Origin of the sequence: Bacillus sp. Marseille-P3661 (assembly GCF_900240995.1) — a bacterium.
In the GTDB taxonomy this organism is placed as follows: domain Bacteria; phylum Bacillota; class Bacilli; order Bacillales; family Bacillaceae_J; genus OESV01.
The window spans coordinates 1848625-1873751 of sequence record NZ_LT965953.1 but is presented as its reverse complement, the minus strand read 5'-3'; the positions used below and the strand labels follow the sequence as shown (position 1 = coordinate 1873751).

At 36.3% G+C, this 25127-nt stretch carries 20 protein-coding genes and 1 pseudogene; 14 read left to right on the top strand and 7 right to left on the bottom strand.

Annotated features, from left to right (window positions below):
• Positions 1-108 precede the first annotated feature (108 nt).
• Positions 109-1110 carry a ribose-phosphate diphosphokinase gene (locus C1724_RS08690; protein WP_374703428.1) on the top strand — a complete coding sequence of 334 codons (1002 nt, stop codon included), beginning with the start codon at positions 109-111 and terminating at the stop codon, positions 1108-1110.
• A gap of 260 nt (positions 1111-1370) precedes the next feature.
• Complete coding sequence (locus C1724_RS08685; RefSeq protein WP_180994189.1) at positions 1371-3413, top strand: putative bifunctional diguanylate cyclase/phosphodiesterase; 2043 nt, start codon at positions 1371-1373, stop codon at positions 3411-3413.
• A gap of 317 nt (positions 3414-3730) precedes the next feature.
• Here the strand turns inward: C1724_RS08685 and C1724_RS08680 are convergent, their stop codons facing one another.
• Complete coding sequence (locus C1724_RS08680) at positions 3731-4102, bottom strand: VOC family protein (RefSeq protein WP_102346281.1); 372 nt, start codon at positions 4100-4102, stop codon at positions 3731-3733.
• 390 nt (positions 4103-4492) lie between these two features.
• Between C1724_RS08680 and C1724_RS08675 the strand changes: the two genes are divergently transcribed.
• Positions 4493-5761, top strand: coding sequence for a mechanosensitive ion channel family protein (locus tag C1724_RS08675; protein WP_102346280.1), 1269 nt, complete (start codon positions 4493-4495; stop codon positions 5759-5761).
• Positions 5762-6445: 684 nt separating this feature from the next.
• Here C1724_RS08675 and C1724_RS08670 read toward each other — a convergent pair.
• Together C1724_RS08670 and C1724_RS08665 are read right to left on the bottom strand one after the other, a co-directional pair.
• Positions 6446-7537: a DUF1648 domain-containing protein gene (locus C1724_RS08670; protein ID WP_102346279.1), complete on the bottom strand. Its 1092-nt coding sequence runs from the start codon at positions 7535-7537 to the stop codon at positions 6446-6448.
• A 14-nt stretch (positions 7538-7551) separates the two neighbouring features.
• Complete coding sequence (locus C1724_RS08665) at positions 7552-7932, bottom strand: GntR family transcriptional regulator (protein WP_102346278.1); 381 nt, start codon at positions 7930-7932, stop codon at positions 7552-7554.
• A gap of 207 nt (positions 7933-8139) precedes the next feature.
• Between C1724_RS08665 and C1724_RS08660 the strand changes: the two genes are divergently transcribed.
• Positions 8140-8592 carry an SRPBCC family protein gene (locus C1724_RS08660; protein WP_102346277.1) on the top strand — a complete coding sequence of 151 codons (453 nt, stop codon included), beginning with the start codon at positions 8140-8142 and terminating at the stop codon, positions 8590-8592.
• 141 nt (positions 8593-8733) lie between these two features.
• Here C1724_RS08660 and C1724_RS08655 read toward each other — a convergent pair whose 3' ends face one another.
• The 3 genes from C1724_RS08655 to C1724_RS08645 all read right to left on the bottom strand — a co-directional run bounded on the left by C1724_RS08655 (position 8734) and on the right by C1724_RS08645 (position 10363).
• On the bottom strand, positions 8734-9132 hold the full coding sequence (locus C1724_RS08655) for a nuclear transport factor 2 family protein (protein WP_102346276.1): 399 nt from the start codon (positions 9130-9132) through the stop codon (positions 8734-8736).
• Positions 9133-9245: 113 nt separating this feature from the next.
• Entirely contained in the window at positions 9246-9596 is a 351-nt protein-coding gene (locus tag C1724_RS08650; RefSeq protein ID WP_102346275.1) for a GIY-YIG nuclease family protein, read from the bottom strand.
• 20 nt (positions 9597-9616) lie between these two features.
• Complete coding sequence (locus tag C1724_RS08645; protein ID WP_102346274.1) at positions 9617-10363, bottom strand: DUF2087 domain-containing protein; 747 nt, start codon at positions 10361-10363, stop codon at positions 9617-9619.
• Between the two features lie 220 nt (positions 10364-10583).
• Between C1724_RS08645 and C1724_RS08640 the strand changes: the two are divergent.
• Both C1724_RS08640 and C1724_RS08635 read left to right on the top strand, forming a co-directional pair.
• Positions 10584-11136, top strand: a pseudogene (locus C1724_RS08640) (DUF3885 domain-containing protein).
• 379 nt (positions 11137-11515) lie between these two features.
• Positions 11516-12769: an MFS transporter gene (locus C1724_RS08635; protein ID WP_102346273.1), complete on the top strand. Its 1254-nt coding sequence runs from the start codon at positions 11516-11518 to the stop codon at positions 12767-12769.
• 111 nt (positions 12770-12880) lie between these two features.
• Here C1724_RS08635 and C1724_RS26060 read toward each other — a convergent pair whose 3' ends face one another.
• The gene (locus C1724_RS26060) at positions 12881-13012 is read right to left on the bottom strand and encodes a hypothetical protein (protein WP_258000320.1); all 132 of its coding nucleotides are present in this window, start codon (positions 13010-13012) and stop codon (positions 12881-12883) included.
• Positions 13013-13344: 332 nt separating this feature from the next.
• Between C1724_RS26060 and C1724_RS08630 the strand changes: the two genes are divergently transcribed.
• The 8 genes from C1724_RS08630 (at position 13345) to C1724_RS26275 (ending at position 25051) form a co-directional block, all read left to right on the top strand.
• On the top strand, positions 13345-13620 hold the full coding sequence (locus C1724_RS08630; protein WP_102346272.1) for a YhdT family protein: 276 nt from the start codon (positions 13345-13347) through the stop codon (positions 13618-13620).
• Positions 13617-15044 (top strand): sodium/pantothenate symporter, encoded by a 1428-nt coding sequence (panF, locus tag C1724_RS08625; RefSeq protein ID WP_102346271.1) that lies wholly within the window; start codon positions 13617-13619, stop codon positions 15042-15044. The genes C1724_RS08630 and panF overlap by 4 nt, the downstream gene beginning before the upstream one ends.
• 695 nt (positions 15045-15739) lie before the next feature.
• Positions 15740-17275 carry a carboxylesterase/lipase family protein gene (locus C1724_RS08620; protein ID WP_180994188.1) on the top strand — a complete coding sequence of 512 codons (1536 nt, stop codon included), beginning with the start codon at positions 15740-15742 and terminating at the stop codon, positions 17273-17275.
• A 73-nt stretch (positions 17276-17348) separates the two neighbouring features.
• Positions 17349-18977 carry an ABC transporter substrate-binding protein gene (locus tag C1724_RS08615; protein ID WP_180994187.1) on the top strand — a complete coding sequence of 543 codons (1629 nt, stop codon included), beginning with the start codon at positions 17349-17351 and terminating at the stop codon, positions 18975-18977.
• Positions 18978-19080: 103 nt separating this feature from the next.
• Positions 19081-20619 carry a carboxylesterase/lipase family protein gene (locus C1724_RS08610; protein WP_102346268.1) on the top strand — a complete coding sequence of 513 codons (1539 nt, stop codon included), beginning with the start codon at positions 19081-19083 and terminating at the stop codon, positions 20617-20619.
• Positions 20620-21089: 470 nt separating this feature from the next.
• Entirely contained in the window at positions 21090-22034 is a 945-nt protein-coding gene (locus C1724_RS08605) for an ABC transporter permease (protein WP_102346267.1), read from the top strand.
• A 12-nt stretch (positions 22035-22046) separates the two neighbouring features.
• Positions 22047-22943, top strand: coding sequence for an ABC transporter permease (locus tag C1724_RS08600; protein ID WP_102346266.1), 897 nt, complete (start codon positions 22047-22049; stop codon positions 22941-22943).
• Positions 22944-22999: 56 nt separating this feature from the next.
• Entirely contained in the window at positions 23000-25051 is a 2052-nt protein-coding gene (locus C1724_RS26275; protein ID WP_102346265.1) for an ABC transporter ATP-binding protein, read from the top strand.
• Positions 25052-25127 lie beyond the last annotated feature (76 nt).

The following is a 25127-nucleotide window of genomic DNA, read 5'->3' as shown; positions in this document are numbered from 1 at the left end:
TATTCCATTTATAAACGATTTCCAATTTCAAACTATCCTACCATTATGATAACGTTTATAGTATGATAAATGAAGATTAATAGAAATCAAATGTGTGGGGGACTTCAAGTGACATACAAACTTAAAAAGAAATTTAAAATGTTTGCATTGAATTCGAATCGTACTCTGGCAACAGAGATGGCAGAGTTGTTGGGCTGTGAATTAGGTAAAGTCTCGGTCAACGAATTTAGTGATGGAGAGATTCAAATACATATAGAAGAAAACGTTAGAGGATGTGAAGTTTATATTCTCCAATCTACTTCTGATCCTGTTAACAAAAGTATAATGGAGCTTTTGATTATGCTTGACGCTTTGAAAAGAGCATCTGCAAGTGTAATTAATATTGTAATTCCCTATTTTGGATATGCTCGCCAAGATCGAAAGGCCCGTTCACGTGAGCCTATTACAGCTAAGCTGCTTGCGAATCTATTGGAAGCGGCTGGGGCGCATAGGGTTCTTACAATGGACTTACATTCACCACAAATTCAAGGATTTTTTGATATTCCGGTTGAACATTTAATAGGCGTACCAATCCTTTCTGAATACTTTGAAAGTAAAGGATTAGAAGATGTTGTGGTGGTAGCCGCACATAATGGTGGAATCGTGAGAGCAAGAACAGCAGCTAATTTGTTACATGCTCCACTAGCATTGATCGATAAAAGAAAGCTTGAACAAGATGGTACAGAAACACTTCAAGTTATTGGAAATGTAACGGGGAAAAATGCAATTATTATCGATGACTTAATTGATACGGGCACAACGATGACTCTTGCAGCTAAGGCATTGGCAGATAACGGTGCTAAAGCAATATATGCGGGGTGTACGCATGCTGTTTTTACGAAGGATTCTATTTACAAAATTGAATCATCACCGATCAAAGAGTTAGTAGTGACAAATACGATTGAGTTACCAAAACAGAAACATAGCAAAAAGGTAACGACGATCTCTGTTGCACCATTATTGGCAGATGCGATAGATCGTATCCATAATGAAAAAGCAGTAACACCATTATTTGAGATAAAAACTGAAGAGGACACTCCTGTTGTAAAAGGTGAAAAAGTGTTGAGTTAGTAACCCCACCTTAAGTTGAAAATATGAAATGGCACCCATTAAATTTAATGGGTGCCATTTTTGCTTATTTTTATTTGCCAGTGGTTAAAGATAGTAATAACTCCAAAGTAGGAATAACTGCCGCTTTAGAAAATAGGAATATACTCCTATCCAAAATCGAAAAATAGGAATGTCATTGTTTATATTAGTTATTGTTACTAAGTAACTAACAATGCATAATGAAACTTGCAATTAAAAAAAAGAAATTAAAGGAGTATATTATGACTCTCTTCCAAAACGGTATTAACAAAAGAAATGTAGAGGATTTTCGGGCAATGTCAGTTCACTTATGGTTAGTGAGTATCGCTTGTATAATAATCCCTTTTTTAATAGATTTTATCCTTCGTTCAGATACACCATTAGTTGTATATCTTCTGTTTTTAATTCCTATTATCGTTTTTGCTATTTATTTTAGCATACGAAAAATGTTACTATCGATATCAATTTTTAGTTTATTTCACAGCTTAATGGGTGTTGTTTATGAGGTTCAGCACGGAGGCGGAATAAACGATATTGATATTCGTTTATATAATCACATAGGATTTACAGTTGTTTCTTTTGCGATTGCACTCCTAGTAGGCGGATTACTAAAGGAAATGAAAGAAAGTGAATTGCGATATAGAAGTGTTGTCGAGAATGCACCCCAACTCATCGTCATTCATCAGTATCAAAAAATTGTTTATGCTAATCCAACTAGCCTAGAACTTTTCGGTATAAATAAAGTATCTGATATCATAGGAAAATCAATTACTGAGTTTATTGATCCATCAAACAGAGAAAAGCTCGTTCAGCGTATCCGTGAAGTATCGGAGGATCATAGAGGAAATGAGTTTATTGAATATAAAGTAAGTAGACCTGACGGTAAGCAGCTCTACTTAGAAATGCTAGGGAAAATTATTAATTTTAAAGGACAGCCTGCAATTTTGGTTGTGGGTAAAGATGTTACTTCGAAAAAAGAATATCAAGAAAAAATTGAGCATTTGGCATACCATGATCATTTAACGGGGTTGCCCAATCGTTTTCTTTTAAATAGGCAGTTAGAAGAGACATTAGCTAATTATAAAGGAACTAACAACAAACTATCTTTACTCTTTATAGATTTAGACCGATTTAAATTTATCAATGATACGATGGGACATAAATTAGGAGATAATTTGTTGATACAAGTAAGCGAAAGACTCGTTAAAAACGTTCGTGATGGTGATGTTGTTGCACGACAAGGTGGAGATGAATTTCTTGTTTTATTAAAGAATGGCGACTCTTCACATGCTCAGGAGGTTGCAGAACGTATTTTGAAATGCTTTACTATTCCATTTATTATTGACGGGGAGGAATTTTATTCTTCGCCAAGTATTGGAATTAGTACATATCCAAATGATGGGGAAGATGCAGATACTCTCATTAAGAATGCAGATAAAGCAATGTATTTAGCTAAAAAGCGTGGGCGTAATAACTTTGAGTTTTATTTGAAAGAAGATGAAAGTATTCTAGAAAGAAAGCTACTATTGGAACGTGAATTAAAAAAAGCTATTTACAAAAAGCAGCTTATCCTGCACTATCAACCAAAAGTAGAGATGGTAACGGGAAAAATATATGGAGTTGAAGCATTACTTCGCTGGCAGCATCCAGAACTTGGCCTTATTTCTCCTGCAGAAATGATTCCAATTGCTGAAGAATCAGGTATGATTATCCCAATTGGAGAATGGGTTCTCCGCGAGTCATGTAAACAAATTAAAGCTTGGGAAGAAGCTGGATTTTTTATAAAAATAGCCGTAAATGTGTCAAGTTTACAGTTTGGAGAAAGTCGATTTGTAGAAACCGTTAAAGCAGTTCTATCTGAAAGTCAACTATCCCCGGAACGGCTTTGCTTAGAAATAACGGAGAGCATTATGCAAGACATAAAGCAATCATCAGTTATTATCCTAGAATTAAAAGAGTTAGGCGTTGAAATTGCTGTTGATGATTTTGGAACTGGCTATTCCTCATTGAGTGTATTAAATAGCTTGTCAATAGATACAGTTAAGATTGATAAATCGTTTGTTAAAGATATCAGCTCCAATTCAAATACAGCTTCTTTGGTAAAGACCATCATTGAAATGGGTGAAAATTTAAAGTTTGGCTTAGTTGCAGAAGGAATTGAGGATAAACGACAGGCTGAATTTTTAATCCAGCATGGTTGTATATTTGGTCAAGGATTTTTCTTTAGTCCACCACTTCCAGTAGCTGAGATTGAAAATTTATTAATAGAACAAAATTTGTCATAATGTAATAGTTAGTGTTTGGCAAGGGTATGATACTGCATTAGAAAAGCATATTGTTCCTTATTGTAACATCTTTAATAAATACTATTATCAGGAGCAGATATAAACGGAGATTGGCAGATATATTCAAAAAGTGGCAGATATATTCAAAAAGTGGCATATAAATTATGACAATGGGAGTAGCCAATTACGTCATAAGCAGCGAATAGATTTCATAAACATTTAAGAGCCTTTCGTCCAATTTAAGTTTCAATTGGCTGAAAGGCTCTTTAGAATGTATAGTAATTGATAAAATGTATGTAGGTACGATTACCTCATTTTCATCGATGTTGGTCTATAAGAATTAAATTGCCATCTGGATCCTCAAGTGTAAAATGTGCAGGTCCTTCACTTGTTTCATCTGCTTCAGTCAGCAATTTCATTCCTTTTCCTTTAAGTTGCTTTTGAATTTCTCGGACATCGATATATGAATCGAGATTTTCAGCATTTTCATCCCATCCTGGATTAAAGGTTAGAATGTTCTTTTCAAACATTCCTTGGAATAATCCAATTATGCAATTTTCATTCTTCATAATAAGCCAATTTTGAGTTATCTCACCGCCAAAAACCTGAAAGCCAAGATCTTCGTAAAACGCTTTTGATGAATGAATGTTTTTTACGTTTAAACTTACTGAAAATGCTCCTAAATTCATAGTTTGATCCCCTTTTTAATTTTTTCAATATATACTCTTTTTAAGTATAAAGGAGGGCTTTGAAATCTACAACATTTTCCAGATCGTGTAGGATTTACTTAATGATATTATTTTCCAAAACTTTAAGTTATGGATTTCTACATAAATTCGAAGAACATGGGTTATCATTTGCAATAATTGCACAAACTTTGGTAACATTAATTTTTACTTAAACGTATATAGTAAATGAGTTTGAGGATGGATACTGGGATACTGTTTTTTTGTTAAAATTAAAATAAACACGCTGCTTGTTATCAAGATTGATCTTGCATCTTTAATACTAGGCGTAGAAGATGCTAGAAATACTACGCAAATAGTACGGCTAACTAATTAAATAATGGAGGGAACTAGATGGAGTTCATTACTAATCTACTACTTGACTATGGCTTGGCTCCTAATGTAGTCAGATATCTTTCTAGTGTGATCATGCTACTTTTTATAGCATTTATCTGTATAGTCGCAAATTTTATTACAAAAAAAGTTGTGATTAGAATTATTACTCATTACGTCAACAATAATAAATTTCAATGGGATAATATGCTTTTGGAAAGGAAGGTTTTTCATAAGCTATCTCATTTTGTACCTGCTATTATAATTTTTTACTTTGCACCAACCTTTCCAATCTATCAATCTATAATTGAGAAGGGTGCTATTACTTATAGTATTATCGTAGCATTAATGGTTATCCATAGTTTATTGAATGCGATTAATGATATTTATCAAACTTTTGAAATATCCAAGATTAAGCCGATAAAGGGATATATTCAGGTAGTTAACATTATTGTGTTAACTTTAGGGGTCATCTTAATTATTTCGAACCTGATGGGGGAGAGTCCTCTAATTTTGTTCAGTGGTATAGGTGCACTCTCGGCAGTTCTAATGTTAGTATTTAAAGATTCATTATTAGGACTTGTAGCGGGCATTCAGTTGGCAGCCAATGATATGGTTCGCGTTGGGGACTGGATTGAAATGCCGAAGTATGAAGCTGACGGGGATATCATTGATATTTCTTTAAATACAGTAAAGGTTCAAAACTGGGATAAAACGATTACGATGATACCAAGCTATGCTCTTATATCGGATTCTTTTAAAAACTGGAGAGGTATGCAAAGTTCAGGTGGGCGACGTATCAAGCGATCTTTATATATAGATACAAGCAGCATCACGTTTTGCACGGAGGAAATGCTTGAGAAGTTTAAGAATATCCACCATTTATCCGACTACATTATTAGCAAGGAACAAGAAATTGTAGAGTACAATGCTAAGTTTGAATTGGCTAAGAACAATCGAGTGAATGGGCGGGCGCTTACGAATATCGGTGTATTTAGGATTTATATCAGCAACTATCTCAAAAATCATCCTGGAATTAATCAAAAGATGACCTTAATGGTTAGACAGTTGGCCCCTAGTGAGAACGGGCTGCCACTAGAAATATACGCTTTTACAAATGATGTAAGGTGGGACGTGTACGAATCGGTCCAATCGGATATTTTTGATCATCTATTTGCAGTTGCACCAGAGTTTGGAATTCAAGTATTTCAGAACCCATCGGGAAATAATTTGAAAAACTTGATAGATGAGTCAAAGAATATGGTGAGGGTAAGAGAAATAGATCAGTAAATAATAATATATGTGGAGTACCATCGTAATAAAGTACAATGGATGGTAAAAAAGAAGAAACAGAGTAGATTAAGTTATGAAAAAGGGGCTTGGAAGAGGATTCCAAGCTCCTTTGCTTTTAATTACAGCCTGATTCTGACTCAAAATTGAGCTTTTCCCGGTTTTCTGTCTGAATTACATCCTGATTCTGACTCAAAATTGAACTTTACCCGGTTTCCTGTCTGAATTACATCTTGATTCTGACTCAAAATCGAGCTTTACCCGGTTTCCTGTCAGAATCACATCCTGATTCTGACTCAAAATCGAGCTTTACCCGGTTTCCTGTCTGAATCACATCCTGATTCTGACTCAAAATCGAGCTTTACCCGGTTTCCTGTCTGAATTACATCTTGATTCTGACTCAAAATCGAGCTTTACCCGGTTTCCTGTCAGAATCACATCCTGATTCTGACTCAAAATCGAGCTTTACCCGGTTTCCTGTCTGAATCACATCACGATTCTAACTCAATACCGAACTTTTCACGGTTTCCTGTCTGAATTACAACCGGTTTCTGACTACATAACCAGCTTTACTGAAATTCCTGTCTGAATCGAGACGGGTTTTTTGGATTTCATTATGTGCGCCAGGCCTCTACGGATAAAAGTAAAGTAAGGGCGACGAGCTACCTGCTGTAAAATTGCATTCTACATAAATGAAATTAATAAAATCACGATGAGTGGTATTAAAATAATCAAATAACCGATCGAGTTAGCAAAGTTGAGGGTCCAACCAATTCCAAAGCGTTTTTCTACAAGTATGGATGGATCATTTTTATTAAAATAAATCAAACCGCCAATCCAGTTGTCATCTTCATCGTAATCGGTTATATTCTCTTTGGCTTCATCAATATTTAGTTTATCGGAACGTCCTACTTTTACGGAGAAGGCAATGGTTGCGGATAATACAACAACAAGGAAAAAGAGAGGTGTTGCCGCAACCATCGTTCCTGCGAATAAATCAGGGTGAATCGTTCTTAACTGAAAAATACTAAACATAGCTGTTACCAGAATGCTAATGATAAACATCAACCAGCTTGAATATTTCCTTAATGTAAGTTGACGAATACGAGATGCATTGGTACTAGTTGCACTTAATTTGATCCCAGATTTTTTCTTTCCAACGTGGAGCGCTAAAAACATAATCTGTATGGCAAGAAGCGTTAATGGCATTTGGACTGCAGATAATGGTGTCTTTTTAGTAAAAGCATCTGCTTCGCCGTTAATGCCCCAGTGGGTTGGAATTTGGTTCGGTAAAAGATCATAATTAAGAATGGTATAACCAACTACGCCGACTGAAATAAGGATGGGTACAAAATATACATACCAAGGTAGCATTTCATCCTGTGCACGGACAGATAAATCAGTGATTTTCATTTGTTTTAAATTTTCTACCCACTTGTTATCCTTTTTTAATTGCTGTGTTTTTCCGTGAAAATAAAAATATAGCGAAAGACTAAATAGGATAATACCAAATTGGATAAAAATCCCTACTAGCACTGTTTGTTCTTCCGTAGGATTATTTATAAGAGCCCAAATTAAATAACAGGTTAAAACCAAAGCGGAGAGCAGGGAAACCATAAGTGCATACCTTTTTTTATAGGTTGTTAGCTTTTGGTTATTTAAGTGTTGTTCTGGGATGGTAACCCCGAATATGACGCTACGTTTAACTAAATAGGGGACCGCTGTTTGAATACCAACTACTATAATTGCTATCATCAGAAAAATGGCTAATGTCATCTATATGCTCCTTCCTATGAACGTACTTGCAAGTCTCTAATAATAGAAATAACGAGTTCCTGAATTTGCTCTTTAGACATTCCAACGACAAGTGATTCTGCTATAAGTGGTTTATAACCTTTTTTTAGCCTTTCCAAAGAGTATTCATTGAAATCTTGTGGTGAAGAGATGATAGCTCCTGATTTTGGAACAATTCGGATGATTCCCTTTTTTTCTAATTGGTGATAACTTTTATTGATCGTATGCATATTGACACCCAGGTCTGCTGCAAATGCCCTAACAGAAGGTAGGAATTCTCCTGGTTGAATCAAACCTCTCGCGATTCCTTCTATAATTTGATTGGTTAATTGTACATAAATGGGAATATCAGAATCATGTTCAACTTTTATAATCATTGCAATCCCTCCTGCTGTTCTATTATTATTATAACAATTCTGTTCTATTTTTAATAGAACAAAAAGTTGGAAATAGGTTGGATGGGTGCGAAAAGGGGAGAAGTTATATAAAATCAGGTTGTAGGGACTAATACTTTTATTAATTGGATTTTAGAACGTGTGTGTTAGGGGTTTCTATATCCAGTTTTTTAGAAGGAGGATATCAGGTTGAGTATTCGTTTTGAAGTGAAAAGAATCATACGTGAATCAAAGGGGAAAGTGTACAAGGGTTTGCTTGATCTTGATGCAGCAAAGAACTGGATGCAAGGTTTAGTAAGAATAAAGCGATTGGATGAGGGGCCTTTGCAGGTGGGAAGTGAGTGGAAGGAAACAAGAAAGATGTTTGGAAAAGAAGCGACTGAGCATTTTGAAGTGGTCCAACTAGATGAACCTGATAAAATTGTTCTTCGCTGTGATGGAACGAAAGGTACTACGGGTAAAGGAGAATTTGTGTTTACGTACATCCTAGTTTCATTTGATAATCAAACAGAAGTTACTTTATTTGGAGAGATTAATGGACTAACTGGTTTATCTAAATTTTTCGGGAAAATGATGGCTGGATCTTTTAAAAAAGCCTGTGCGAAGGATTTGGATGCGTTAAAAGATTTTCTTGAGAGATGAGTGAATATGGGGGAGTGGCCATGAAATTTTACGAAGGACTTTGAAAAGATACTTAGAATGGTAATAGTTGTACCAGAATCCCCGATGGAGTGCGATACATATCGGGGCTCTGGTACTATTATTTAATGCTCATTTATTATATTAGAACATACCATTTTCATTTGGGGAATCCTCAGGTATAGGTTGACCTATATCCCACATTTCAACGATTAGGTTATCTTTGAAACGAAAGATATGTACTACAGCTCCTCCAAGATCATCTGGATTCTGTTTCACATGAGAGTGTACTGCTACGGTATTTCCTTCTTGAATAGCATGTTTAACTTCTAGTATCTTGTGTGGGTTTTGGACTGAATTCTCTTCCATTGCGAGCATGAGTGAATCTGCATTGCCACGGAAATAGGGATTATGGTGACAAAAGTCTGGTCCAATGTAACGCTGGTATGCCGCACGTACTTCACCTGATGCTACGAGCTGTAGAAAAGACACTGCTTTCTCTTTTAGTGAGTTGGCCGGTGTCAAGTGTTGATGGGTGCTCATTACAAATCATCCTTTCTATAACCATCTTTTAGAATAAATAGAAGTTTAAGGTATGCATCAATCCATGTCAATTTTTGGACATAATAGAAATGTATTTATATAAAATAATGAGATTATCTTTCGTTATAGCCCCGTTCTCCATATGGTTGTAGTTGCTCTAACCATTTTTCTTCAAGATCTGCTAACGCCTCTTTCTCATTAAAATATGGGTCATCGTTTTGTTTCAATTTTTCAAGTATGTCAAAGGTGAATGCATCTTTCCCGTATTGTGTCCACTCAGTTTGAAGCTGTTTGTTGGTAGTATAACCATTGGTTTCAAGCATGAATTTAGTTCCGTTTAGGGTTTTAAAGTTACGTGTACTACCGATTAAGATTTTGTTGTTTAGTTTATTTTTGATTTGATAAACACCTGCTTCAACCGTTGTTTCTTTATATTGCTGTTTTAATTCCCTTTTGCGGTCCATTGTATATCTCCTTTTTAAATTTACTTTTTTAGCCAATATTTGCTGCCATCTGGTTTACGATCTAAAAAACCATATTCAATTAGATATCTCCTGATTAAAACGTAATCTACATAATAACCTTTTAATGTTTGATTCAGCTCTTGTTCATCGTATATGTGATCTATTTTTAATTGTTTAGAAATTTCCCGAAGGACGACTAGCCTTTGTTTTTCCTTTGGTGGAAATTTGGTTAATGCTCCTTTTGCAAAATATTGCTTTACTATTTTTATTTGTTCCTCCTGAGTGATGTTATATCTGTCATCAACCATTGTGGCTGTCTTATGCACAGGTAAAAAGGCTGGTGCGTATTGATCTTTTTCTTTAAGTAATTCCATCATCGCTAAAAAAGTTTTGGCTTGTCGTTCCTTTTCTTTTAATGCAAAACGATGATGACGAATAGTAGATGTACTTCCGATATCAAGTTCTTTTTGAATGTCTTTGTCATTCTTGCTTTGATAAAAAAGGTGTAGTAGGCTTTTTTGATGATCCGTAAGACCGGTAAGTTTTTTATCCATTCCAAGTAAATATTCAAAAACAGACTCGTGGCTAGTTTCAATATGAATCCGGATAAATCTTTCTGCTTCGTAAAATCTATCTTCATAAGGATAAATAATTCCTTTTTCAATCTTTTCTACACAAAGAAGGCAAGTAAAAGAATCACTTTCTTCAATATAACCCCGTTTTAATTCTTCTAAAGAGGCATCCCAAAACAAATTTGACAGTTCCACTTGTTTACCACTCCTAAAAGTTAATATATAAACGAAAATGAAATTCGTTTGATTATATACTAACATATTAGTGTATTGTTTGTTTTGTGTCAACAGGAGAAACAAACGTGCTTAATTTTTGTTAGATCATTTATAAACAAAATGTGTTTTCGTTTATTAGTTTTTGCGTTTGCGACATTAGCGAGCTAAAATGGAATGGCATAATGAAGTTAGGTAATATGTGTTAACATTGAGTTTGTGGCTTGGTATACGCTTTGAATTAGGTATGAATTATGATGTTCGATATGCTTATGAAAATAGCCCTTATCTACAAGCTGTCTATAAAAAGGCCTATAGTTTATTTACATCTCTACATTCAGCAGACGATGATCTTTATGTAGTAGTTGAAATGTAAACGATACTGCATATGGTTCAATTTTCAAACATAAATTGAACATTTTTTCTAAGTATATAAAAAAGAAACCTGTACTGTATAAATTAAAACAACATTCGATTCCATATATATTTCCAGAAGATAATGAAGATGGAACATATAAAACACATAGATTGTTCCTGCTATGTAAGACTTCTGATATCAATTACATTTCTATAATAAAAGCTATTTGCAATCAAGATTTGGGAATTAGGCCTAGTATATATCATAATATTTATTTATTAATATAAATAAAAGGACGATTTTTCATATTTACGATGATAGAGGTTGTGATTTAATTGCAGCATCACCTGATTCCATTCGATATATATTTGAAAAATACAATGCTTTGATCATATAGTTCGATCGTAATATTCAAAAATAAACTGTTTGCCTGGAACGTGTCAAAAGTAGAAGATTATTAATTGTTTTTATTTGTCCTATTTGATATAATCATTTTAATTATAAGAGAAATGGAGGTTTTCCTTTTGACAGCATCAATGAGATTAAGATTCCCACTTTCATTCGTTAAGTAAATACGATTGAAGGCTCTGCCTGTGTTCAGAGCAACGGGATACGTCTGTCTATTTTTAAGGAAACCAACATTTAACGGTTATATGAAAAGAGGGGATGATATTTCCCCTCTTTTTTTGTTGTCTTTAAAAATAAGTGTGAACGATGTTTATGAACGTAGGTTAAACAAATTAAATAAAAATTTTATAGAAATGAGTTGTTAGTAAATGAATACAGTTGATAACAATTACAAGGAGAATTGGCTGAGAAATATTATTCTCTTTTTAAGTAGTCAAACCATATCGCTATTTGGATCGTCTCTAGTCCAATACGCCATTATGTGGTATATCACTTTAACTACAGAATCGGGTTTAATGATGACGTTGTACATTATTTGCGGTTTTATCCCAACCTTCATTTTGTCCCCCGTCGCAGGGGTTTGGGCAGATCGCTATAACCGAAAAATGCTGATTATTTTAGCGGACGGACTCATTGCGATTGCAACACTGATTCTTGCCATTCTGTTTTTAATGGGATTTGATGCAATTTGGCTACTATTCTTGATGGCAGCGATTCGTGCGTTTGGGACAGGAATCCAAATGCCGGCTGTAGGTGCGATTTTACCACAAATTGTTCCGAAGGATAAGCTGACAAAGGTAAATGGAGCTAATGGAAGTATTCAAGCTGTAATAATGTTCGTATCGCCGATGGTCAGTGCAGCTTTATTGGCTACTACTTCGATTGACATCATCTTTTTCATCGATGTAATTACGGCAGTTATTGCGATCGTAACATTGCTTGCTTTTTTAAAGGTCTCTGTACATGAGAAGGCGGCTGAAAAACAAACTTCTAGTTATTTTAGTGACTTTGTAGAAGGCTTAAAATATGTAAATAACCATGATTTTTTAAAGAAATTCTTCTTATTTTTTGCTTTCTTCTTTGTGTTAATGGCTCCTGCAGCGTTTTTGACACCATTGCAAGTTACTCGTAGCTTCGGTGGTGACGTGTGGAGACTTACTGCAATCGAGATCGCCTTTTCTATTGGCATGATGGTAGGTGGCGGCGTGATTGCTGCTTGGGGAGGATTTCAGAACAAGATTAAAACGATGACATTTGCAAGTCTTATTATGGGCGTCTGCACACTTGCGCTTGGTGTCGTGCCGATCTTTTGGATTTATTTGGTGTTCATGGCATTATTTGGGGTTGCTATGACCATTTTTAATACACCAACTACCGTTTTATTACAGGAGAAAATTGAGGAAGATTATTTAGGAAGAGTGTTTGGAGTTATGGGGATGATTTCTACCTCGATGATGCCAATTGGAATGCTGATATTTGGACCAATCGCAGACATTATTAGAATCGAATGGCTCCTAATAGGAACAGGAGTTTTGATTTTTATTCTTGCTATTTTCTTGGGACGAAACAATGTATTAGTTGAAGCGGGAAAGCCTGTTTTGAATGAAGAACCGACTAATTAGGTGAGAATATAGAAATAAGTTATCTAAAACTTTGAATATAGCCGATTGGCTTTTTTATAAAAATCAATCGGCTTTTTCATCGCAAAATAGGAGAGTATGACTGTTAACACCTTATTGTTCAGGAACTCCATTTGTGTTGTTGGTGCGTACGTTTTCAAATTCGTTTGCTCTAGCTTTTTTTACTTTATCCTCTAAAAGTTTCTTTTGATCAACTATATTAGATGTCTTTTCATTATGTTTCATATACAATCTCCTTTCGATATTATAGTTGTGAATACTAATATAGTTTGCTTAAGATTTTAAAAAAAATTCCTAATCTGCAATGGGACATGGGGACGATTCTTGTGCGTTGCAAACCAAAATTGTATACGTGAGAACCGTCCCCGCGTTTTCCCCGTGTTTTCTTGTTTATTTACCAATCTATTTATAGTAATATTTTACCTATATATTAAAAACATTGTATTAAGGTAAATGTTCAACTTTAAGTATCGTTTTGCTGTGTTAGAAAAAAGACTACTCATATCATACTTAAGGACGAAGTTTCATCTAAGAAAATACAGAAGGAGGGATATATATTGAGCAAACATACTAATGACCAGCGATTTAAAATAGCAAATAGGGAAGCACTAATCGGAATTGGACTCGTACTATTTAATTTTGTATGGTGGTTTGCATTTGCTTATGGATTGGGAAGTAAAGAACCTTCCAGCTATACATATGTTTTTGGATTCCCAGCATGGTTTTTCTACAGCTGTGTAATGGGTGTAGTTGTCATGTCAATATTGGTATTTATTATTGTAAAAGTATTTTTTGTGGATGTTCCATTTAGTGACGAGGAGTTAAAAGAATGAATTGGGAAGCAGCAAGTACGTTATTTGGTTCAGTGGCCCTTATTTTTATTATTGGATTAATAGCAAGTCGAAACGATAAAACAAATCAATCTTTTGTGCAGGATTACTATTTAGGTGGTCGGAGTTTAGGCGGTTTTGTACTTGCAATGACAATGACTGCGACATATGGCAGTGCAAGTAGCTTCATTGGCGGCCCTGGTGTTGCCTATAATGAGGGATTAGGTTGGGTGTTGTTGTCGGTGACTCAGGTAGCAACAGGATATTTTACTTTAATGATTCTAGGGAAAAAATTTGCGATTGTAACCCGAAAGTATCAGGCAATTACATTGGTTGACTTTTTGAAAGAGCGATACCAATCGAAGTGGGTCGTATTACTATCTTCTTGTAGTATAGTTGTTTTTTTATTTTCCGCAATGGCAGCTCAATGGATTGGTGGGGGCCGTCTGATTGAATCATTGACAGGCTTATCGTATCAATCAGCTTTGTTTATTTTCGTAGTAACTGTTTTAATTTATGTAACGTTTGGTGGATTTCGTGCTGTAACATTAACTGATGCAGTTCAAGGAAGTATCATGTTTATGGGCACAGTGATTCTGCTCATTGGTGTTATTATCGCAGGTGGAGGAATATCAACAATCATAGCTGACCTTCAAGCTGAGAATCCCAATTTAATTACGCCTTTTGGAGCAAAAGGAACATTAACACCTGCTTATGTCTCTTCTTATTGGGTATTAGTGGGTGTCGGTGTTGTGGCATTACCACAAATAGCTGTTCGTGCAATGTCTTATAAAAACACACAGTCCTTTCACCGAGCCTTAATCATTGGCACGATTGTCGTGGGTGTTATTATGCTAAACATGCATGTAATTGGTGTATTCGCTCGTCCAATTTTACCAGGAATTGAAGTGGGCGATCGCGTAATGCCGCTTATTGCACTGGAAGTGTTACCTCCATGGTTAGCTGGAATTGTGCTTGCTGCACCGTTAGCAGCCATTATGTCAACGGTGGACTCATTACTTTTATTAGTGAGTTCAACGATTGTGAAAGATGTATATATTAATTACATAAACCCTAATGTTTCTCGTAAAAAAGTACAGCAAATTAGTATGGGAATTACAGCTTTACTGGGAGTCATCGTCTTTTTGATGGCGGTTAATCCTCCTGATTTAATAATCTGGCTTAACTTATTTGCGATTGGTGGATTGGAAGCAGCGTTTTTATGGCCGATTGTGATGGGTCTTTATTGGAAAAATGGAAATAAATATGGAGCCCTTGCTTCAATGGTAGTTGGAATAATCTCCTACGTCTTATTCCAATCCTATTATCCACAACCATTCGGAATGCATGCAGTTGTTTCATCGATTGGACTTGCATTCGTGGCTTATGTTAGTTTTAGTTTAGGTACAGTGAAGAGAATTAATTAGCTCTAGCAAGTTAGACGGATTGGTTTGGTAATCTATTTTTGCTCTTTGAGATTGTTCGGACATACGGTGCGCTACTAGGGTTAAAACGGCTTTTTTAGTGTTTTTGTGGACACATGCAAAAAGCCAGTATTTAGTGAATTTGCTTAAATACCGTACAATATGTCTTCGAAACATTATAGCTATTGCTAAATTAGCACTTAAGTTAGCAAGTGAAAAACGTTCAGAATTTTAAACTGAGCGTTTTTTTTTGTGTTACAAAAGATGTAATACTTGTGATTTATATTCCGCCCCCCTCAAAATGGGGATTGTTCCCATTTTAAAGGGGGGTATACTATTATGAAAATTTTGGATAACATGTTGTATCAAGGAGGGGATTCCTGGTTCTATATATATGAAAGAGACGCATTCGTGTAATTATCTAAAAATTCATAATAATCTCAATTTTAACAGGATGAGTCACTAAACTAAAAAGGGGAAACGTTTCCAAATTACCAATTAGTTATTCCATAGTTAAAAGTGAAAAGGTGCTAAAACAGGTTAAAGAATTTCAATACTCACAAAATGTTTGAAGTTGTAATTATTTTACAAAACTATGAAAACGCATACAATCCAAGGGGACTAAATGATTTGAAATACACTTTTTACAGTATGGAAGACTCGAGAGAACTTAAAAATGCATTCAAATATGGACTGGAGTGATAAAAATTCGATCTACAATTATTGATACAAGGTATGGGAAAGTACTAGGGGTCAAGAAAGAGAATGTATATGTATGGAAAGGCATACCCTTTGCCAAGCCACCAATCGGTAAGCATCGGTTTCAAAAACCTGAACCGCCAGAGGAATGGGTAGGAATTCGGGATGCTACAAAGTTTGGACCTTCTGCGATGCAAGTGGCCGATCCATCCATTCAAGGTGAAATAAGTGAAGACTGTCTGTACTTAAATGTGTGGTCAAGTGGGATCGCTCAGAAGAAAAAACCGGTTATGGTCTGGATACATGGAGGAGGTTTTGCCAAAGGTTCAGGGTCTAAAGCCTTATATAATGCTGAGTCATTTGTGGAAAATGGTGACGTAGTAGTTGTTACTATCAATTACCGTTTGGGGCCTTTTGGATTTCTCCATTTGGCCGATATTGGTGGTGAGGAATACGCTGGTTCAGGCAATTATGGTTTACTTGATCAAGTGGAAGCATTGAAATGGGTGAAGGAAAACATAGCAGCCTTCGGTGGTGATCCAGACAATATAACAATCTTCGGACAATCAGCAGGTGGTAGAAGTGTTGGTCTATTGTTAACTATGCCTATAGCAGAAGGGCTTTTTCATCGCGCGATCATACAGAGCGGTGCTCTTACAACATTTTCTGATTCAGGTACCGCTACAAAAATCACTGAAAAGGTACTCCAATATTTAGACGTAAAAGAGAAAGAACTATACAAATTAAAGGAATTCAAAGCTGAACATTTCCTACAAGCAGTTAAAGATTTAAAGCTAGGGATCTCACTCGCTCCTATTGTAGATGGGGGAGTTATTCCAGAGCATCCGATAGATCGCTTAGAAAAGGGGATTTCGAGGTCCGTACCCGTAATAATTGGAACAACGCTTGATGAAGCTAGACTTAATCTGCTTCTTGATCCAATTTGGAAAGGTTTAGACGATAAGGGAGTTATAGAGCATGTAAAATTTATGGCGGGTCCTTATTGGTCACTAGTTTCAGATTACTATCTTCATGAGAGGGAATCAAGAGAAACAATAATAGATAAATTGATGCCACTGATGACATATAACGCTTTTACATATGCAGCTCTTCAATTTGCAGAGGTTAGGGCAAAACAAAATGCACCAACATGGTTGTATCGATTTGATTGGCCATCACCTCAGTTTAACGGGATTTTCCGTGCAGGACATGGGGTTGAAGTTCCTTTTGTTTGGAATAATTTAAGTGAAGAGTCAGCTATACAGAAAACAGGGAATTCAAATGAACGAAACCAAATTGCTACTAAAATGCAAAACGCATGGATCGCTTTTGCTTATCATGGTCAACCTAATCATCCAGAACTTCCGAAATGGTCAACCTATGATCTTGGTGACAGGTCAACGATGATATTTGACCAAGTGACAAGACAAGTAGGTGACCCTGATGCAGAAGAACGATTAGTTTGGGAACAAGCAACAGAAAAATTAAATATTAAACACCGACCTACACTAATGGTTTCAGGCCAAAATCCTTAAATAAGAGTTAAAATTAGTAGTTTGTATGTTTAAATGCATGAAAATACAAATTTCATTAAAAGGGTGGTTAGAGATGAGGACAAAAATCAATAAAACATACGTTGTTGCATTGAGAGTATTTATACTGTTACTTCTGGCTATTACACTAGTAGGCTGTACATCCAAAACAAGTGAAACTCCAACAAATGAGAGTGAGACTACATCGACGAATGCAGAAAGTGAAACCACTGAAACCTCTGAGAATGACAAATACGGTGGTACGTTAAAAATTGTATCTGGCGATAATTTGATGAACCTTGGATTACCTCCTCTTATTCGATCAAGAGGTGACAGTATCGTATCACTAACAGTGTATGAAACTCTTGCTCGTTATAATGAAGCTGGAGAAATTATTCCCTGGTTAGCCAAAGGCTGGGAAGCTGATCCCGAAGCTAAAACCATTTCAGTTGAGTTAAATCAAGGAATTAAGTTTCATGATGGAACGGACTTTAATGCGGAAGCTGTAAAATGGAATATCGAGCACTATCGAGATAAAGGACGAGTTGAGGCATCGGCTGTTGAATCCATTGATGTGTTAGATGAATATAATTTGAAACTAAATTTATCCAATTGGGATAATAGCATCTTTGAAGCGTTATTTGGTTTCGAACAAATGGCCTCACCTACAGCTTATCAAGAAAAAGGTGAAGAATGGCTACAAGAAAATCCAGTAGGTACAGGTCCATTTGTCTTTAAAGAATGGATTAAAGATCAAAAAGTAACGTTTGTTAAAAATGAAAACTATTGGGTAGAAGGTCTACCTTACTTGGATGCTGTCGAATTCAACACCATTAAGGAACCAGCAACTGCTGAAGCTGCAATGATGGCTGGGGACTATGATCTTTATTTATATACATCCCCACATAGTGCGCGTAATTTAGAAAGTAGCTTTGAAATTGAGACTTTGGAAAATGCGAATGGCGCAATTGGATATAGTTTAGCACCAGATAGCGAGAATCCTGACTCCCCATTAACGGATGTAAATGTAAGAAAAGCAATTGGCTATGCCATTGATAAACAAGCCATTGTAGATACAATATTTTACGGATATGCAGAGGCTGTGAACCAATGGGCTGTCCCTAAATCTCTCGTGTTCAGTCAAGATGTTGAGGGCACACCATATGACCCAGAAAAGGCTAAAGAGCTGCTTAAGACTGCAGGCTATAGTAACGGATTAGACCTCACACTAACATTTAGTAATAATAATCCTGATATGATACAGATGTATACAGCAGTCCAGGCTTATCTGAAAGAAGTAGGAATTAATCTGGAATTAAATGGTGTACAAAGCTCGCATTGGGCGGAAAAGACAGGTAGTGAAGGAACGTGGGAAGATTTAATTCATACGACTTTTAGAATTAGTAATAATGTAATTTTTGATTTTAATAGAAGTATGGCATCAGACAGCTCACATTATCGTATGACAAAACTTAACGAAGACGCAGAGACTTTATTAAAGTCAGCGGAAACAATGACAACATCTGAAGATTTAATTGATTTATCTCAACAGTTACAAGAGTTAATCTTTGGCGAATATCAAACTAGTATTCCTTTAGTAGTTATGAGTACCTTACTTGCTCAGAATGGAAAAGTCCAAGATCATGGGTTCCTGCAAACACAGATGACACACTGGAATCCGGAAACAGCTTGGTTAAAAAAATAGGTTAAACGATGATGTTTTAGGATGAATAGCCCTATTTAAAAGTTTAAAGGGCTGTTCATCTTACATCAATTAAAAGAAAGCTAATAACGATAGGAGAGGGCGTATGGTCAATCAGATTGTTGAGATTACAAGTGGGAAAATTAGGGGTGAAGTCACGGATGGAATCTACTCATTTAAAGGAATTCCCTATGGTGAGGGAACGGATGGTTCAAGAAGGTTTTTACCTCCATCAAAAATGAATCCATGGACAGGTATATACAATGCGACGGAATATGGCCCTCGTTGTTTTCAGACTAAAGGTAATATAAACCCAGACAATGAATTGACAAAAGCCCAATCAAGTATTCGAATTCGTGAAGAAGCAAGTGAGAACTGTTTGTTTCTAAATGTCTGGACATCAGGGCTTAATGATGGAGGTCGACGGCCTGTTTTATTCTGGTGTCATGGTGGTGGTTTTTTTCAAGGATCAGGGGCAGGTCCGCGAACGGATGGGACGTCACTGGCTAAAAATGGGGAAGTCGTGGTGATTACGGTTAACCATCGACTAGGGCCATTAGGGTATTTATTTCTTGGAGATTTAATAGGGGGACAATATGATCGATCTGGCAATGTAGGAATGCTTGATTTAGTTTTAGCATTGGAATGGGTTCAGGAGAACGTTGAGGTCTTTGGTGGTGATCCTAATAATGTAACGATCTTTGGTTGTTCAGGGGGAGGATCGAAGGTTAGTACACTTATGGCCATGCCAGCGGCAAAAGGATTATTTCATCGTGCAATTATCCAAAGTGCCTACGGCTTGAAGATGTCAACTCGTGAAGATGCCACAGAAATTGCTGAAAAGGTACTTAATCACTTAGGAGTCAGTGAAAAGGAGATTGACCGATTGCATACAGTTCCGGTAGAAAGTTTATGGGAAGCTTATCATGTCGCTACAGCTTGGACGCCAGAAAGGTTCGCTGAAAAGGGAAGGCATATAGCGATCAGCCCAGTTGTTGATGGTTATGATTTACCGCAACATCCTTTTGATCCAGTTGGGTCACCTCTATCAGCAGATGTTCCTTTAATGATTGGTACCACTAAAGATGAAGCAACCTTATTTCTCTTCTCTGATCCTGATTTAGGATCCATTGATGAGGTCGGATTACGCAAATGGGCTTCATTATATTTTGGAGAGGGGGGAGAGCACGTTATTGCAGCTTATCGTAACGAACTCCCACATCTTTCAGCTAACGATCTGTTAATTTCGATCATAAGCGATCGGGTGACAATTAGAGATAGTATTACTTTGGCCGAAAGAAAATTGGCACAGCAGGCCGCAGCTGTTTATATGTACCAGTTTACGTGGGAATCACCGATATTGGGAGGGAAAATGAAATCTATGCATGGACTTGAAGTACCATTTGTGTTCAATAACGTCCATAGAATGCCTTTCGAATTAGTCGGTGAAGATCCTGATAAGTATACATTAGCATCTAACATGAGTCAGGCATGGATTTCTTTTGCTAGAAACGGTAATCCAGGTCACGCTGGTCTGCCTACATGGTCCAGTTATTCAACAATTGATCGCTCAACCATGATATTTGGAAAAGAATGTCATGTAGTAAAGGATCCTGGTCGTGTTGGAAGGCTTACGCTAAATTAATGGGTGTAATATTTTAATGTAGGTATCGATGTCGGGATGGAAAAAATTCAGTTAAAGCACATTGAAAAGGACCGGTATCTTACTTTTAAATTTGGTATCTATAAATATTTAAATATACTACATTTTAAGAGGAGCGAATTTTTGCACTACTTATTTTCAGAATATTTATTATTTATTTTATGTTATGTAAATAGGCTCAAGCAAAGATGAAGGCTTTCCTTTGGTGCATCTTCATTAATCATTGCTAGGGAAAGCACTTGAGTTCTAGAACAGTTATTGATTGGAAACTTCTATTAATATCAAGAGTCTACCATTATTAGAGATGCTTAAAGCAATATTGACTCTACTCTTTAGATTTATATGAAATGTATTTAAATATTTATAAAGTAATATGCACAAAGAGTTATATATTACAAGGTTTCTAGGAAATAGTTTCTGATTGAGATGAGTAAAAAAAGGAGAATACGTATATGTCCCAATATATTGTCCAAAGGTTTATTCAGTTACTGATCGTTTTGTTTATTTTAAGTCTATTTTGTTTCTTTCTTTTACACTCATTACCAGGTAATCCTGTGCTAACTATTCTAGGAGATGAAGCAACAGCGGAAGAGATTGCACAGTTAACTGAGGAGTTAGGGTTAAATCGTCCGTTGCATGAACAATACTTTTCCTGGTTAGGTGGAGTGGTACAAGGTGATCTTGGGAGATCTATTATTTATCGAGAAGATGTTGCAGATATGATTCTTAAACGATTGCCGCCGACGATTCATATAGGGATACTTGCCTTTGTGATTAGTATAACCGTAGGTGTTCCAATGGGCGTCATTGCAGCGATGAAACGCGGAGGATGGATTGATGGCTTTATCACTACGGCTGCAAACTTTGCAATGGCAGTACCGAATTTTTGGCTTGGAATATTAGGTATTTACGTTTTCAGTCTTAAGCTAGGTTGGCTTCCGGTGCAAGGGTATGTACCATTAACTGAAAACTTTTGGGAAAGTACTAAATATGTCATCATGCCAAGTTTGGTACTTGGATTATCTTCTATGGCCATTATAGCTCGTCAAGCAAGATCATCTATGTTAGAAGTTATTCGTCAAGATTATATTCGAACAGCTCGTTCAAAAGGAATTAAGCATAATGTTATCATCATAAAACATGCTCTAAAAAATGCGATTATTCCAGTTGTGACCATTGCTGGTTTAATGTTACCTAATATTGTAGGAGGATCAGTCATTATTGAAACTGTTTATAATGTCAATGGACTTGGTCGACTTATGTTACAGTCTGTTTTTAATCAGGACATTGTTGTTGTTCAAGGATGTATGATTTTAATAGCTTTTGTTGTTGCAGTATCTAATTTACTAGTTGATATTTCTTACAGTTATTTTGATCCACGAATTCGTTATAAATAAGGAGTGATACAAATGACTACCGAAACAATGGATACGAAGATAGAAAATGAATCCTCGCTGAAAAATAGTGAATTACGACGATTTCTTAGAGTGTTTTTGGGCAGGAAAATAGTTATTATTTTTGGAGCGATTCTAATCGCAATGGTATTTCTGGCGTTATTTGCAGAATTTATCGCTCCTTATGATCCGTATAAACAAGATTTAAGGAGTGCTCTACAGCAGCCTTCTGCAGCTCATTGGTTAGGGACTGACTCCTTAGGACGAGATGTCTTGAGTCGGATTATTTATGGAGCTAGGGTTTCACTGTTAGTTGGTATTACGTCAGTAGGATTGTCACTAGTAGTTGGAGTTTTCTTAGGATTAATTTCAGGTTACTTTGGAGGAATTATTGACACTGTAATATCTAGAGTAATTGATGCTTTGTTAGCCTTTCCAGGAATTATTCTTGCACTTGCAGTTGGTGCAGTACTTGGTGCAGGGACATGGACCGTGATTATTGCCTTGGCTATATCACTCACGCCTAAATACGCTAGAGTTATGCGGGGGCAAGTGTTAACTGTTAAAGAATCAGATTATATTAAGGCTGCAGAGGTCATTGGATCAAATAACTTTCGTATCTTAATCAAGCATGTTTTGCCGAATTGTTTTTCACCGATAATCGTGCTAATTACCTTGAATTTAGGAGTTGCTATTTTAGCAGAGGCATCTTTAAGCTTTTTAGGAATTGGAATTACTGCACCAGAGGCAGCATGGGGTGCAATGGTTAGTGAAGGGCAACGTTATTTAGTAAGTAATCCTGTACTTTCTTTTGCACCGGGAGGATGCGTACTGTTAGTTGTTTTAGCATTTAATTTAGTGGGTGATGCATTGAGAGATGCATTAGATCCACGTTTGAGAGGTTCTATATAAATTGAACATCAAAATTTAGGGTACTTATGATTGTTGGATATGGAGGTTATAAAAAAATGAACCATCTTTTGGAAGTGAATCAGCTTAAAACAGAGTTTAATGTAGATGGAAATCGTGTTCAAGCTGTTGATGGTGTAAGCTATTACATTGATGAGGGAGAAATTGTATGCTTTGTTGGAGAGAGTGGCTGTGGTAAATCAATCACCCAGATGTCAGGACTCCAATTAATACCAACACCTCCAGGTAAGATTGTAGGGGGAGAAGTGTTATATAAAGGGGTCAATTTATTAAAATTGAAACCTGAAAGTGAAGAAATTCGTAAGATTCGTGGAGGAGAGATTGGTTTTATCTTTCAGGAACCCATGACTTCCCTTAATCCTGTATTAACGATTGGCGAACAAATCATGGAATCTATTATTCTTCATCTTAAAGTAAATCGAGCTGAGGCACGCAAACGTGCGATCGAAGTGATTCAAAAAGTAGGTATACCTGACGCTGAAACACGCATAGATGACTATCCTCACCAATTTAGTGGTGGTATGAGACAAAGGATTATGATTGCGATGGTATTGTCTATTAATCCTAAAATTTTAATTGCAGATGAAGCGACTACAGCTTTAGATGTTACAACACAAGCCCAAATACTTGAGATGTTACGAGATATTGTTAAGAACAGCAATATGTCCTTAATATTGGTTACTCACAATCTAGGTGTAGTTGCTCGCTATGCTGAAAGAATATATGTAATGTATGCGGGAACAATTGTTGAAACTGGAAAAGCGAAGGATATTTTTCATTCTCCAAGTCACCCGTACACATTAGGGTTAATAAATGCAGTTCCGAGACTTAACGATCCAAAGGATAAAAAGCTTATACCAGTTGAGGGGTTGCCGCCTAATTTAATTAACAAAAAAGACGAATGTCAGTTTTTACCTAGATGTGTATTTCGTACAAGTAATTGTTATACTTCTGCATTTCCACCATTAGTAAAGGTCAATGACCAGCATGAAACTGCATGCTATGTCAATTTGAAAGAGGCTATGAACACATTAGAAACGCAGCAAACTGCACAGGAAACGGCATCTACATTGTTGTATAAAGAAAACGAAATGCTCGAAAAGAATAATGTATCGACTGGTGAGAAATTACTAGAGGTGAATCATTTAAAAATGTATTTTCCTGTTGTAAAAGGGGCATTGAAAAGAAAGGTATCTGATATTAAAGCAGTAGATGGCGTCAGTTTTTATATAAATAAAGGTGAAACACTCGGACTTGTTGGTGAAAGTGGATGTGGGAAGTCTACCGTTGCTCGAACTATATTGCGCCTTTATGATCCGACATCTGGAGAAATTAAATTAAATGGAACAGATATTGCATCTCTATCTAAAAAACAATTGCGTCCTACAAGAAAAGAGATTTCAATGATCTTCCAAGATCCATATAGTTCATTAGATCCTCGGCAAACGGCGGAGTCTATTGTTGGAGAACCATTGCTTATTCATAGCTTAGTGAAAAATAAAAAGGAATATACTGAAAAAGTTGAAGAGCTCTTTAAGATGGTCGGACTTGATCCAAGTTTGAAAAAGCGTGTGCCACATCAGTTTAGTGGTGGACAAAGGCAACGACTTGGAATCGCACGAGCACTCGCTAGCAATCCTTCCTTAATTGTTTGTGATGAGGCTATTTCGGCATTGGATGTTTCTATTCAAGCACAAATCATCAATTTACTAGAAGAACTAAAGGAAAAACTAGATTTAAGTTATCTGTTTATTGCCCATGATTTGTCTGTTGTACGACATATCAGTGATCGGGTAGCTGTTATGTATCTTGGTAGAATCGTTGAGACTGCCGACTGGAAAACACTCTATGACAATCCTAGACATCCTTATACAAAAGCATTGTTAGGAGCTGTTCCGATTCCTGACCCTGAGATGGAGGAAAAAAGGGAGCTCCAGCTAATTGAGGGTGAAATTCCAAGTCCACAAAATAGACCAGTAGGCTGTAGCTTTCACAATCGCTGTCCAATCGCAACAGATGAGTGTAAACAGATAGATCCTGAGCTTCGGGAAGTTCAAAAAGGGCATGCAGTGGCTTGTATTAAAGAATAGATTAGTAGTTATAGTTTAACTAATCAGTCGGATCGACCTTTAACTGAGAGATTACTTGGGAATTTTGGTCGATCTG

What these genes read in the sequence shown, in the direction of transcription:
- panF (WP_102346271.1), top strand. Translation starts at nt 13,617, where the DNA reads ATGAATTGGGAAGCAGCAAGTACGTTATTTGGTTCAGTGGCCCTTATT.
- C1724_RS08680 (WP_102346281.1), bottom strand. Translation starts at nt 4,102, where the DNA reads ATGAATTTAGGAGCATTTTCAGTAAGTTTAAACGTAAAAAACATTCAT.
- C1724_RS08675 (WP_102346280.1), top strand. Translation starts at nt 4,493, where the DNA reads ATGGAGTTCATTACTAATCTACTACTTGACTATGGCTTGGCTCCTAAT.
- C1724_RS26060 (WP_258000320.1), bottom strand. Translation starts at nt 13,012, where the DNA reads ATGAAACATAATGAAAAGACATCTAATATAGTTGATCAAAAGAAACTT.
- C1724_RS08635 (WP_102346273.1), top strand. Translation starts at nt 11,516, where the DNA reads ATGAATACAGTTGATAACAATTACAAGGAGAATTGGCTGAGAAATATT.
- C1724_RS26275 (WP_102346265.1), top strand. Translation starts at nt 23,000, where the DNA reads ATGAACCATCTTTTGGAAGTGAATCAGCTTAAAACAGAGTTTAATGTA.
- C1724_RS08605 (WP_102346267.1), top strand. Translation starts at nt 21,090, where the DNA reads ATGTCCCAATATATTGTCCAAAGGTTTATTCAGTTACTGATCGTTTTG.
- C1724_RS08600 (WP_102346266.1), top strand. Translation starts at nt 22,047, where the DNA reads ATGACTACCGAAACAATGGATACGAAGATAGAAAATGAATCCTCGCTG.
- C1724_RS08650 (WP_102346275.1), bottom strand. Translation starts at nt 9,596, where the DNA reads ATGGACCGCAAAAGGGAATTAAAACAGCAATATAAAGAAACAACGGTT.
- C1724_RS08685 (WP_180994189.1), top strand. Translation starts at nt 1,371, where the DNA reads ATGACTCTCTTCCAAAACGGTATTAACAAAAGAAATGTAGAGGATTTT.
- C1724_RS08655 (WP_102346276.1), bottom strand. Translation starts at nt 9,132, where the DNA reads ATGAGCACCCATCAACACTTGACACCGGCCAACTCACTAAAAGAGAAA.
- C1724_RS08665 (WP_102346278.1), bottom strand. Translation starts at nt 7,932, where the DNA reads ATGATTATAAAAGTTGAACATGATTCTGATATTCCCATTTATGTACAA.
- C1724_RS08610 (WP_102346268.1), top strand. Translation starts at nt 19,081, where the DNA reads ATGGTCAATCAGATTGTTGAGATTACAAGTGGGAAAATTAGGGGTGAA.
- C1724_RS08615 (WP_180994187.1), top strand. Translation starts at nt 17,349, where the DNA reads ATGAGGACAAAAATCAATAAAACATACGTTGTTGCATTGAGAGTATTT.
- C1724_RS08670 (WP_102346279.1), bottom strand. Translation starts at nt 7,537, where the DNA reads ATGACATTAGCCATTTTTCTGATGATAGCAATTATAGTAGTTGGTATT.